The 12,240-nt window shown below is 63.6% G+C and carries 12 protein-coding genes and 1 riboswitch; of the genes, 9 read left to right on the top strand and 3 right to left on the bottom strand.

What is annotated here, in order from left to right:
• Positions 1-65 precede the first annotated feature (65 nt).
• The 7 genes from INF37_RS07645 (at position 66) to purD (ending at position 7,426) form a co-directional block, all read left to right on the top strand.
• The gene (locus tag INF37_RS07645; RefSeq protein ID WP_101693389.1) at positions 66-1,493 is read left to right on the top strand and encodes an amidophosphoribosyltransferase; all 1,428 of its coding nucleotides are present in this window, start codon (positions 66-68) and stop codon (positions 1,491-1,493) included.
• 33 nt (positions 1,494-1,526) lie between these two features.
• Complete coding sequence (gene purM, locus INF37_RS07650) at positions 1,527-2,570, top strand: phosphoribosylformylglycinamidine cyclo-ligase (protein WP_101693390.1); 1,044 nt, start codon at positions 1,527-1,529, stop codon at positions 2,568-2,570.
• Between the two features lie 4 nt (positions 2,571-2,574).
• Positions 2,575-3,207, top strand: a complete 633-nt coding sequence (purN, locus tag INF37_RS07655; RefSeq protein WP_101693391.1) for a phosphoribosylglycinamide formyltransferase — start codon at positions 2,575-2,577, stop codon at positions 3,205-3,207.
• Between the two features lie 56 nt (positions 3,208-3,263).
• A riboswitch (ZMP/ZTP riboswitch) is annotated at positions 3,264-3,344 on the top strand.
• A gap of 56 nt (positions 3,345-3,400) precedes the next feature.
• Positions 3,401-4,108 carry an IMP cyclohydrolase gene (locus INF37_RS07660; RefSeq protein WP_193537513.1) on the top strand — a complete coding sequence of 236 codons (708 nt, stop codon included), beginning with the start codon at positions 3,401-3,403 and terminating at the stop codon, positions 4,106-4,108.
• 36 nt (positions 4,109-4,144) lie between these two features.
• Positions 4,145-5,317, top strand: coding sequence for a phosphoribosylaminoimidazolecarboxamide formyltransferase (locus INF37_RS07665; protein ID WP_193537515.1), 1,173 nt, complete (start codon positions 4,145-4,147; stop codon positions 5,315-5,317).
• A 3-nt stretch (positions 5,318-5,320) separates the two neighbouring features.
• On the top strand, positions 5,321-6,139 hold the full coding sequence (locus INF37_RS07670) for a TraX family protein (protein ID WP_193537517.1): 819 nt from the start codon (positions 5,321-5,323) through the stop codon (positions 6,137-6,139).
• Positions 6,140-6,166: 27 nt separating this feature from the next.
• The gene (purD, locus tag INF37_RS07675) at positions 6,167-7,426 is read left to right on the top strand and encodes a phosphoribosylamine--glycine ligase (protein ID WP_193537519.1); all 1,260 of its coding nucleotides are present in this window, start codon (positions 6,167-6,169) and stop codon (positions 7,424-7,426) included.
• Between the two features lie 62 nt (positions 7,427-7,488).
• On the opposite strand, the gene INF37_RS07680 is transcribed toward purD, so the two are convergent.
• The 3 genes from INF37_RS07680 to murQ are packed head-to-tail and all read right to left on the bottom strand — an operon-like array spanning position 7,489 to position 10,096.
• Positions 7,489-7,953 carry a GNAT family N-acetyltransferase gene (locus INF37_RS07680; RefSeq protein WP_193537522.1) on the bottom strand — a complete coding sequence of 155 codons (465 nt, stop codon included), beginning with the start codon at positions 7,951-7,953 and terminating at the stop codon, positions 7,489-7,491.
• Positions 7,950-9,173 (bottom strand): anhydro-N-acetylmuramic acid kinase, encoded by a 1,224-nt coding sequence (locus tag INF37_RS07685; RefSeq protein WP_193537524.1) that lies wholly within the window; start codon positions 9,171-9,173, stop codon positions 7,950-7,952. Before INF37_RS07685 ends, INF37_RS07680 begins: the two co-directional genes overlap by 4 nt.
• Positions 9,173-10,096 (bottom strand): N-acetylmuramic acid 6-phosphate etherase, encoded by a 924-nt coding sequence (gene murQ / locus INF37_RS07690; RefSeq protein ID WP_193537526.1) that lies wholly within the window; start codon positions 10,094-10,096, stop codon positions 9,173-9,175. The genes INF37_RS07685 and murQ overlap by 1 nt, the downstream gene beginning before the upstream one ends.
• Before the next feature lie 168 nt (positions 10,097-10,264).
• Here murQ and INF37_RS07695 point away from each other — a divergent pair, with 168 nt between their 5' ends.
• Together INF37_RS07695 and INF37_RS07700 are read left to right on the top strand one after the other, a co-directional pair.
• On the top strand, positions 10,265-11,110 hold the full coding sequence (locus tag INF37_RS07695) for a MurR/RpiR family transcriptional regulator (RefSeq protein ID WP_193537528.1): 846 nt from the start codon (positions 10,265-10,267) through the stop codon (positions 11,108-11,110).
• Between the two features lie 49 nt (positions 11,111-11,159).
• A complete protein-coding gene (locus INF37_RS07700) occupies positions 11,160-12,197 on the top strand; it encodes a serine hydrolase domain-containing protein (protein ID WP_193537530.1) in 1,038 nt (345 codons plus the stop codon).
• Positions 12,198-12,240 lie beyond the last annotated feature (43 nt).

The following is a 12,240-nucleotide window of genomic DNA, read 5'->3' on the forward strand; positions in this document are numbered from 1 at the left end:
ATCATCTGACTTGGCGGACCGGCCCCGCGCCGGCCCGCCCCCACATTTCTATTGGAGGAAAGACTTTGGGCGGTTTCTTTGGTGCGGTCTCCAAGCGGGACTGCGTACTTGACATCTTTTTCGGCGTGGACTATCACTCCCACCTGGGCACCAGCCGGGGCGGCATGGTCATCTATGACCGGGACAAGGGGTTCCAGCGCCAGATCCACAACATCAAAAACACTCCCTTCCGGACCAAGTTCGAGAAGGACCTGTCCGATTTTGCCGGACACAGCGGCATCGGCTGCATCAGCGACACAGACCCCCAGCCCCTGCTGGTGCGCTCCCATCTGGGCCTCTTTGCCATCACCACCGTGGGCATCATCAACAACGCCGAGGAGCTGGTGAAGCAGTACTTTGACGCCGGTGTGGGCACCCAGTTCATGGCCATGAGCTCCGGCAAGGTCAACTCCACCGAGCTCATCGCCGCCCTCATCAACCAGAAGGACAACCTGGTGGACGGCATCCGCCACGCCCAGGATGTGGTGGACGGCTCGGCTACCATCCTCATCCTCACCCCCGACAACGAGATCATCGCTGCCCGGGACAAGGTGGGCCGCCTCCCCGTTCTGGTGGGCCGGGACGAGGACGGCTGCTGCATCTCCTTCGAGTCCTTCGCCTACCACAAGCTGGGCTATCACGATTATTACGAACTGGGCCCCCGGGAGATCGTCCGGGTCACCACCGATGGGGTGGAGCAGCTCTCTGCCCCCGGCACCGAGATGAAGATCTGCGCCTTCCTGTGGACCTATTACGGCTACCCCAACTCCAACTATGAGGGTGTCAACGTGGAGGTCATGCGCTACCACAACGGCGAGATCATGGCCGACGCCGACCGGGAGCGGGGTATCGCCCAGGACGTGGACTATGTGGCGGGCGTTCCCGACTCGGGCATCCCCCATGCCATCGGTTACGCCAACCGCAGCGGCAAGCCCTTTGCCCGTCCCTTCGTCAAGTACACCCCCACCTGGCCCCGCTCCTTCATGCCTGACAACCAGAAGGTCCGCAACCAGGTGGCCAAGATGAAGCAGATCCCCGTGCCCGAGCTCATCCAGGGCAAGAAGCTGCTGATGATCGACGACTCCATCGTCCGCGGCACCCAGATGCGGGAGACCGTGGATTTCCTCTATGAGTCGGGCGCCAAAGAGGTCCACATCCGCTCGGCCTGTCCCCCCATCATGTACGGCTGCAAGTACCTGAACTTCTCCTCCAGCAAATCCGAGATGGAGCTCATCACCCGCCGCACTGTTCAGGAGCTGGAGGGCGAGGAGGGCGAGGCCCATCTGGATGAGTACGCCGATCCCACCACCGAGCGCGGCCAGTGCATGCTGGAGGCCATCTGCAAAAAGCTCCACTTCACTTCTCTGGGCTATCAGTCCCTGGAGGGCCTCATGAAGGCCATCGGACTGGAGCCCTGCAAGGTATGTACCTACTGCTGGACCGGCAAAGAGTAAGGCCGTTCCCCCACTATTTTTTTGGAGGTTCGTATGGAAAACTCTCATTCCGCTTCCTACGCCGCTGCCGGCGTGGACGTGACCGCCGGCTATGAGGCGGTCAAGCGTATCAAGCCCATGGTGGAATCCACCTACATCCCCGGCGTGCTGGGCACCCTGGGCGGCTTCGGCGGCATGTTCGCCCCCGACCTGGCCGGGATGAAGCGCCCTGTGCTGGTCTCCGGCACCGACGGCGTGGGCACCAAGCTCCGCCTGGCCCTGCTGCTGAACAAGCACGACACCATCGGCATCGACTGCGTGGCCATGTGCGTCAACGATATCATCTGCGGCGGCGCGTCCCCCCTCTTCTTCCTGGACTACATCGCCTGCGGCAAGAATGATCCCGTGCGCATCGCCGAGATCGTCGCCGGCATCACCGAGGGCTGCCGCCAGTCCGAGTGCGCCCTGGTGGGCGGCGAGACCGCCGAGCACCCCGGCGTCATGCCCGATGAGGACTATGACGTGGCCGGTTTCTCGGTGGGTATCGTGGACGAGGAGAAGATCATCGACGGCAAGCGCCTGAGCGAGGGCGACGCCCTCATCGGTCTGGCCTCCACCGGCGTTCACTCCAACGGCTTCTCCCTGGTGCGCAAGGTCTTTGATGTGGAGCACGCCGATCTGAACGCCCCCGTGGACGAGCTGGGCGGCAAGAGCCTGGGTGAGACCCTCCTCACCCCCACACGCATCTATGTCAAGGCGGTCAAGGCTCTCCTGAAGGCCGGCGTGGACATCCACGCCATCAGCCACATCACCGGCGGCGGCTTCTATGAGAACGTCCCCCGCATGATGACCGAGGGTCTCACCGCCCGCATCGAGCTCTCCTCCTTCCCCCGCCTGCCCATCTTCGACCTGATCCAGAAGAAGGGCAACATCCCCGAGCGGGATATGTACAACACCTTCAACATGGGCCTGGGCATGCTCCTGGCCGTCCCCGCCGGGGAGGCCGAGAAGGCTCTGGAGATCCTCCGTGCCGCCGGAGAGAGCGCCTACGCCGTGGGCTCCGTGGTCCGGGGCGACGCCGGCGTGGAGCTGGTGTAAGGCCATGGCGGAAAAACGCATCGCTGTTCTGGTCTCGGGCGGTGGAACCAATCTTCAGGCCCTCATCGACGCCCAGGGCCGGGGAGAGCTGGGGGGCGGCGTGCTGGCCGCCGTCCTCTCCTCCCGGGCAGACGCCTATGCCCTGGAGCGGGCCGAAAAAGCCGGTATCCCCGGCTATGTGGTGGCCCGGAAGGACTACCCCTCCCCCCAGGCCATGACCATCGCTCTGGTGGAGAAGCTCAAGGCCCTCTCCATCGATCTGGTGGTGCTGGCCGGCTTTATGCACATCCTCACCGAAGAGATGGTGGAGGCCTTCCCCAACGCCATTCTGAACGTCCATCCGGCCCTCATCCCCTCCTTTTGCGGCAAGGGGGCCTACGGGCTCCACGTCCATGAGATGGCCCTCTCCTACGGCGTGAAGGTCACGGGCGCTACCGTCCACTTCGTCAATGAAGAGGCCGACGGCGGCCCCATCGTGCTCCAGAAGGCGGTGGAGATCCGGGAGGGTGACACCCCGGAGATCCTCCAGCGCCGGGTCATGGAGGAGGCCGAGTGGAAGCTCCTCCCCCAGGCCGTTTCGCTCTTCTGCCAGGATAAGCTGGCGGTAGAGGGCCGGCACGTGCACATTCTCCCCTAAATTCCCCGCCCTTCCGACAGGCGTCTTGACAAGGCCGCTGGGGATATGCTATCCTAAAAAAGCTGTATGACTGACGGAACCGTGGGCTTACCACATGGAGTACAGCTTTTGTTATGCCGACCGTCTGGGCGCACCTGTTTTTGGTGCGCCCATTTTCTTTTTTCATCCACTTCATCGTCAGGAGGAATCTTTCATGAACACCTTGAATCTCTGTGAGCTGCTCCAGTCCCATCCCTACCCCGGTCGGGGCATCCTGCTGGGCAAGTCTGCCGACGGCAGACACAGCGTCATCGCCTATTTCATCATGGGCCGCAGCGAGAACAGCCGCAACCGCATCTTCGAGGTCACCGAGGACGGCATCCGCACCAAGGCCTTTGACGAGAGCAAGATGACCGATCCCTCCCTCATCATCTACCATCCCGTCCGGGTGGTGGGCGACGACACCGTGGTCACCAACGGCGATCAGACCGACACCGTCCGGGGCGGCCTGCTGGAGGGCAAGGTCTTTGCCCAGTCCCTGCGCACCCGGGAGTTTGAGCCCGACGGCCCCAACTACACCCCCCGGATCTCCGGCCTGCTCCACAAGGACGGCAGCTATGCCCTCTCCATCCTGAAGAGCGCCGACGGCGATCCCTCCTCCTGCCGCCGCTACTTCTTCGGCTATGAGCACCCCCTGGCCGGACAGGGCCACTTCATCCACACCTATCAGGAGAACCGGGACCCCCTGCCCTCCTTTGAGGGAGAGCCCCGTCAGGTCGCCATCACCGCCCCCGACGCCCAGACCCTGGCCCGGGAGCTGTGGGAGAGCCTCAACGAGGACAACAAGGTCTCCCTCTTCGTCCGCTACACCGATCTGGAGAGCGGAAAGAGCGACACCGTCATTCTGAACAAGCATCAGTAATTTCACCACTACATACCAACAAACGGAGGCTCTCACATGACTGAACTGGAACTGAAATACGGCTGCAACCCCAACCAGAAGCCCGCCCGCATCTATATGGAGGAGGGAGAGCTCCCCCTCCAGGTCCTCAACGGCCGCCCCGGCTACATCAATTTCATGGACGCCCTCAACTCCTGGCAGCTGGTCAAAGCCCTGAAGAAGGCCACCGGCCTGCCCGCCGCCGCCTCCTTCAAGCACGTCTCCCCCGCCGGAGCTGCTCTGGGTCTCCCCCTCACTGAGGTGGAGCGGAAGATCTACTTTGCCCCCGAGGGGGAGCTCTCCCCCATCGCCTGCGCCTACATCCGGGCCCGGGGCGCGGACCGTCTGTGCTCCTTCGGCGACTGGGCCGCCCTCTCCGACGTGTGTGACGCTGACACCGCCCGCTTCCTGGCCGGTGAGGTCTCCGATGGCGTCATCGCCCCCGGCTATACCGACGAGGCTCTGGAGATCCTCAAGACCAAGCGCAAGGGCGGCTACAACGTGGTGGCCATCGATCCCGACTACACCCCCGCCCCCATCGAGCGGCGCAACATCTTCGGCATCACCTTTGAGCAGGGCTATAACGATCTGGACATCTCGGAGGAGATGCTCCAGAACATCGTTACCGCCAACAAAGAGCTCCCCCAGCAGGCCAAGCACGATATGCTCCTCTCCCTCATCACCCTCAAGTACACCCAGTCCAACTCGGTCTGCTATGTGAAAAATGGCATGACCATCGGCGTGGGCGCCGGACAGCAGAGCCGCATCCACTGCACCCGTCTGGCCGGCAACAAGGCGGACATCTGGTGGCTGCGCCAGCATCCCAAGGTCCTGGGTCTCCAGTTCGTGGAGGGCATCCGCCGTCCCGACCGGGACAATGCCATTGACCTGTACATCTCCGAGGAGCACGACGACGTGCTGGCCGAGGGCGTGTGGCAGACCATCTTCCAGGTCAAGCCTGAGGTTCTCACCGCCCAGGAGAAGCAGGAGTGGATCGCCCAGCTCTCCGACGTGACCGTGGGCTCCGACGCCTTCTTCCCCTTCGGGGACAACGTGGAGCGCGCCCATAAGTCCGGTGTGCATTACATTGTCCAGCCCGGCGGCTCCATCCGGGACGACCAGGTCATCGCCACTGCCGACAAGCACGGCATGGTCATGGCCTTCACCGGTGTGCGCCTGTTCCACCACTAAGCGGTGTCCGCCCTGGAACGGAGCGGCGGTCTCAGCGGGACTCAGCTCAAATATCTGGCCGCCCTCTTCATGGTCATCGACCATGTGGGGATGTTCTTTGAGCCCATGGCCCCTTTCTTCCCGCCCGACTCCCTGTGGTTTTATCTCTTTCGGTATGTGGGGCGGCTGGCCTTTCCCATCTTCGCCTTCTTCGTGGCGGAGGGCTGCCGGAAAACCAGGCACTATGCCGCTTATCTGCGGCGGCTCTTCTGCTTCGCCGCCCTCACTCAGATCCCCCTCTATTTTGTCATGCCGGAGGACGGGCGCAGCGTCATCACCACCTTTTTCCTCGCCTCTCTGGCCATCGGTCTCTACCGGCACTTTCAGGAAAAGGGCTATCCTGTTCTGGGAATCCTGCTGGGCGGTGTGTGCGTCTTTCTGGCCCAGCCCCTTCACGGGGATTACGGCTGGATCGGCTGCCTCACCGTGGTCATCCTCTATTTCTGCGGAGAGGACCGCGCCCGCCAGCTCCGGATGCTTGCCCTGTGCCTGCTGTGCTACTATCTGGCCGGCAGTCTCTGGGCCTACTGGGGCGTGCCCACTCTCTCCATCCTCCCCACCGAGGGGTGGGCACGGTTCCTGGTAGACATGGGAGGACGGCTCCCCTATTTCCAGCGCTTCTATCTGCCCTACTCCCTGCTGATGTCGGCCTTTGCCTGTCTCTCTCTGGTGCCCCTCTCCCGCTACAATGGGAAGCGGGGCAACGGGAGCCGCTGGTTCTTCTACTGGTTCTATCCGGGGCACCTGGTCCTGCTGGCCGGACTGAGCGCCCTGCTCTCCTGACTTTATTGTGATTTGGAGGTCATCTCTATGCATGTTTTAGTGGTTGGCGGCGGCGGCCGCGAGCACGCCATTGTCTGGGCCCTGTCCAAGAGCCCCAAGGTAACGAAACTCTCCTGCGCCCCCGGCAACGCCGGGATCGCTGCCCTGGCCCAGTGTGTCCCGGTGAAAGCCACCGACGTGGAGGGCATGGTGGCCTGGGCCCGGGAGAACGCTGTGGACTTCGTCATGGTCGCCCCCGATGATCCCCTGGCCCTGGGCATGGTGGATGCCCTGGAGGCCGCTGGCATCCCCGCCTTCGGTCCCCGGGCCAACGCCGCCGTCATCGAGGCCAGCAAGGCCTTCTCCAAGGATCTGATGGCCAAGTATCACATCCCCACCGCCCGCTATCAGACCTTCACCGAGCTGGAGGCCGCCCTCGCCTATGTCCGGGAGCAGGGCGCCCCCATCGTGGTCAAGGCTGACGGCCTGGCCCTGGGCAAGGGCGTCATCGTGGCCCAGAGCGTGGAGGAGGCCGAGGAGGCCGTCCGCGCCATGATGGCCGACAAAAAGTTCGGCGAGGCGGGCGCCAAGGTGGTCATCGAGGAGTGCATGACCGGTCCCGAGGTCACCGTACTGGCCTTCTGCGACGGGAAGCACCTGGTTCCCATGCCTGCCTCCCAGGACCACAAGCGGGCCTTTGACGGCAACCAGGGCCCCAACACCGGCGGCATGGGCTCCATCGCCCCGGTGGCCTGCTACACCCCCGATCTGGCCCAGGTGTGCATGGAGACCATCTTCCAGCCCACGGTGGATGCCATGGCCGCTGAGGGCCGTCCCTTCCAGGGCGTGCTCTACTTCGGCCTCATGCTCACCCCCCAGGGCCCCAAGGTGGTGGAGTACAACTCCCGCTTCGGCGACCCCGAGTGCCAGTCCGTCCTCTCCCTGCTGGAGAGCGACCTGATGGACATTCTCCTGGCCTGCCGCAATGGCACCCTGGATCAGACCGAGATCCGCTGGAAAGCGGGTGCGGCCTGCTGTCTGGTGCTGGCCTCCGGGGGTTATCCCAGCTCCTACCGGAAGGGACTGCCCATCACCGGTTTGGAGGAGGCCGGCAAGACCGCCGTGGTCTTCCACGCGGGCACGGCCCGGAACGACTCCGGCGAGCTGGTCACCGGCGGCGGCCGCGTACTGGGTGTCACCGCCGTGGGCGGGAATCTGGACGAGGCCATCCGGGGCGCATATGCCTCGGCCGAACACATCCATTTTGAGGGGATGCAGTTCCGCACCGACATCGGCCGGGCCTTCTAACTGAAATCTGTCACGGACGCAGAAAGGCCGTCCGGAGCAAATATGCTCCGGACGGCCTTTTTTCATACCTCTTTGACCAGCACCAGCTCGGTGATGCCCTTCTTGGCCGCGTCGGGCAGGCTTCCCAGCGTCCAATAGCCCCGCCCGGCGTAGAATTTCTGGGCGCCGGTGTTGAAGTCGCTGACCATCATCGTCACGCGGGAGGCCCCGGATGCCCGGGCCATCTCCTCCAGCTGCTCCATGAGCCAGCTTCCCACCTGCTGCCCCCGGAAGGAGGCCTTGACACCCAGCAGGCTCAGATAGGGATACAGCCCGCAGAAGCCACGCAGGACCACCCGCATGGCTCCGGCGATCTCTCCCTGCTCGGTGACCGCCAGATAGAGCTCTCCCCGTCCGGCCGCCCCCCGCAGGGAGCGCTCCAGCCGGTCGTCTCCCCGGAAATAACGCTCATAGATGGCGCTGTCCAGAAAGACTGGAAGACATGCCTCCACGTCCTGCTCCGTCCCTTTGCGCAATTCCAGCTTCATCGATGCTCCCCCTTTCCCGATCCACGGGGCGGAAGGGAGATTTTTCCCATGACCGCGGCCCGCTCCGCCCCGGTGACGCCGGGCAGGCTGTTGGCCTCTCCCATGGCGCACCGGTCGGCCAGTACCGCAAAGGCCACCGCCTCCTTGGCATCGCTGCTCCATCCCAGATCCTCCTGGGTCTGCACCGCGACACCATACTCGCCCAGACGACGGGAGAGGAAGGCCAACAGCGTGGGGTTATAGCTCCCACCGCCGCCCACCACCAGGCGGGAGGCCTGATAACGGGGCTGGACATACCGCCCGTAGGCGTCGGCAATGCTCCAGGCGGTCAGGTCAGTCACCGTGGCCACGATGTCCTGGGGTGAGAGGCCCAGCTCCCTGCCCCGCTCCAGCACACGCTCGGTGTACTGGGTGCCGAACTCCTCCCGCCCGGTGGTCTTGGGCAGGGGACGGCTGTAATAGGGCTCCTGCTGGAGCCAGGCCAGCAGGTCCGCATTGACCTGGCCCGCCGCCGCCATGGCCCCGTCCACGTCATAGGTCTGCTCCCCTCCGGTCAGGGCGGAGACCGCCGCGTCAATGATCATATTGCCCGGCCCGGTATCAAAGGCATAGACTGCCTCCGGTCCCGCTCCGGCGGGCAGGACGGTCATATTTCCGATCCCGCCGATGTTCTGGAGAAGAATGGTCTCCTCTTCCCTCCGGTAGAGGAGGTACTCGGTGAAGGGCACCAGGGGCGCGCCCTGTCCGCCCACCGCCATGTCCGCCACCCGGAAGTCCGACACCGTGGGCACACCAGTGCGGGCGGCGATCACGGCTCCCTCCCCGATCTGCACGGTGTAATGGATGGGGAAGCCCTCCTCCCACACGGTCTGGGGGCTGTGCCAGATGGTCTGTCCGTGGGAACCGATGAGATCCACATCCTCCAGACGCAGTCCGGCCCCCTCCACCACCGAGCGGGCGCTGCGGGCATAGAGCTCTCCCAGCAAAACGTTCATTCGTCCCACCCGGTCCACCGTGGCCTGCTCCGGCTGAAAGAGGGTAAAGATCTCCTCCCGCACCGTCTCCGGATAGGGCCGGTTCTCAAAGGCCAGCAGCTTCACCTGACAGCGGTCGCCCGTGCCCCGGACCTCCACCAAAGCGGCGTCCACCCCGTCCACCGAGGTGCCCGACATCATGCCCACGATCCGGCGCACCGGCTTGTCCGTTCCGCTCCAGAGCATTACGCCCCGCCTCCTTCTTCCCTGGCCTGGCAAATGGCCCGGCCCAGATGGTCCTCACAGCGCGTCAGCAGCGCCTTGGCTTCCTCCCGGTCCAGACCGCTCTCCAGCATCAGGATGGCCAGCTTGGCGTGGCCGTCCGCCCGGGTCAGATATTCCGCCGCCGTATCCGGGTCGGTCCCGGTGGCGTGGACGATCAGGCGCTTGGCCCGGTCCTCCAACTTGCGGTTGCTCACCTTCAGATCCACCATCAGATTGCCGTAGACCTTGCCCAGCTTGATCATGGAACAGGTGGTGAGCATATTGAGCACCATTTTCTGGGCCGTTCCCGACTTCATACGGGTGGACCCGGAGATCACCTCGGGCCCCACCTGAGGGGCGATGCACACCTGACAGACCCGCTCCAGCTTGGAGTTTGCATTGGTGCAAAGCCCGATCACCGCGGCGCCCAGCTCTCCCGCCCGGCGGACCGCCGCCAGTACGTAGGGGGCGCTGCCGCTGGCGGTGATGCCCACCACCGCGTCTTTGGGGCCTACCTTCAGCTCCTCCACCAGGCGGATGCCGTCCTCTTCCCGGTCCTCACAGCCCTCCACCGGGTGACGCAGCGCAGTGTCGCCTCCCGCGATGTAGCCCTGCACCATGTCCGGGTCCACGCCGAAGGTGGGCACGCACTCCGACGCGTCCAGCACTCCCAAACGCCCCGATGTCCCCGCGCCCAGATAGATGAGTCTCCCTCCTGCACGGAACCGCTCATAGATCAGATCCACCGCCGCGGCGATCTTGTCCGTCTCCTTGGCCACTGCCGCTGCCACCCGTGCATCCTGTTGGTTGATGAGCCGCACCATCTCCTCTGTGGAACAGGTGTCGATCCGCCGGGTCTCCTCATTGATCCCCTCTGTGCTCAGGCCTGCCAGATAGTCGTCCATGCGCACACCTCCTGTCTGTTTGCTTCTAGCCTACCGCATCCCTCTCACTCTGTCAACACAATATTATTTCATCTTTTTTGCAAGATTCATGAAATTATATTTCAAACCCTCTGGACTTGCCTCTCACGCTTTGCTATAATATCTACAAAAAGAGAGGAGGTTGTCGCCGTGGGATGCACACTTTTGATCAAAGAAGGCCTCGCCTCGCTGACAGAGACCGAACGGCGTCTTGCCGCCTACCTTCTGTCCCACAGCGGGGAGGTCACCCGCATGAACGCCAAGGAGTTTGCCGCCGCCTGCGGCTCCTCCCCGGCGGCGGTGGTGCGCTTCTCCCAGAAGCTCGGTTTCAAAGGCTTTACCGAATTAAAGCTGGACCTGGCCAAAGAATCTGGTGCCGAGGCACTGGACGAGTTTCAGACCGTCATCCAGGAGCACGACGACCTGGACACCATTCTCCAGAAGGCGGAGCTCATCCATCTCAAGAACACCTCCCTGACCTATCGCATGGTCAATGTATCCGTCCTCAACCAGGCGGTGGAGGAGATCTGTGCCGGACGGCGCATCCATCTCTTCGGTATCGGGGCCTCCGGCCTGCTGGCGATGGATTTCCTCTACAAATCCTCCCGCATCGGCATCCCCGCCTTCTATCACGCTGACGCCCACACCAATCTGGCCACCGCCGCTCTGCTGGATGAGAGCGACATTGTCATTGCCATCAGCTACAGCGGTGAGACCCGGGAGACTGTCCTGGCCGCCCGGGCCGCCAAGGAGCGGGGATGCAGAGTCATCGCCATCACTCAGGCCAACCACAACTCGCTCTCCCGCCTGGCCGACTATCCCCTCTACATCCCCAGCGAGGAGGGGGAGTTCCGCATGGGGGCCATGACCTCCCGGATCTCCGGCCTGCTCCTGCTGGACCTGCTCTATCTTGGGATCGCCAAGCACGACTTCGACCATACCCGGAAGAGCCTCTCCCAGACCAGGGAGCTCATACGCTCCCTCCAGCAGGACTGAGCGCTCTTCCTGCGTGAACCATATCATTTTTCCAATGGAGGTGCGGCAGATGGAACTGTCACAGCTTGACACCATATTGGAGACCTACCGGCAGGAAGGGTATTACCCTTCTGCGGTCTGCCAGGTATTCAACGAGAAAGAGATCCTGTACCGCCGGGCCGTGGGCGGAGTGGAGCTCAGCGCCTGGTTTGACCTGGCCTCGGTCAGCAAACTGGTGTGTACCACGATGCTCCTCTCGCTTATGGAGGAGGGGCGCTTCACCCCGGAGACACCTGTGCTCTCCCTCCTGCCCGCCCATGCCCCCGGCCCGGTCACCCGGCGGCGGTTGGAGAAGGTGACCGTGGGACAGCTCATGACTCACACCTCCGGTATCGTACCGTGGTATCCCTTCTACGCCGATGGGCGGGACTTCTACACGGTGCTGGAACACGTTCTGGCCACCACGGAGCCCGAGACCGGCATGGCATACAGCGATCTGAACTTCATGCTCCTGGGCCTGGTGGTGGAGGCGGTCTCCGGCCTTCCCCTCCGGCAGGCGCTGGAGCGCTATGTCAAAGCTCCCCTTGGTATCTCGGATATGGCCTATGGTCCCATCGATCCCGCTCTGGCCGTGCCCACCTGCTATGGAAATCAGATCGAGCAACGCATGTGCGCCCAGCGGGGCCTCTCCTTTGACGGCTGGCGGCCCAACGGCGTGGAGGTACGGGGCACCTGCAACGACGGGAACGCCTTCTATTACTGGAACGGCGCCAGCGGACATGCCGGGATCTTCGCTACGGCGGACGCCCTCTCTGCTCTGGGGCAGTTCTATCTCTCCACCGACCGCCCCTGGTTCCTCCGGGCCATGGAGACCTGTGTGGAGGAGCGTGGTCTGGGCTTTGACCGGTGTGACGTCTTCCCGGATGGTTGCGGACACAACGGTTTTACCGGCACCAGTCTGTGGATCAGCCGTGCCCATCACATAGGCGCGGTCATCCTCACCAACAAATTCTACCGTATGGAGGGGGAGCCGCCCGGATCCTCCAACGATTTCCGCCGGGCGGTCCACTATGCTCTGCTGGGACGAACACCCCCCGTTCCCGTCTGACCGGTATCCGCAGGCGCTGGCCTGTGACATACGAAATCTGAAT

Origin of the sequence: Pseudoflavonifractor gallinarum (assembly GCF_014982855.1) — a bacterium.
Taxonomy (GTDB): Bacteria; Bacillota; Clostridia; order Oscillospirales; family Oscillospiraceae; genus Pseudoflavonifractor_A; species Pseudoflavonifractor_A gallinarum.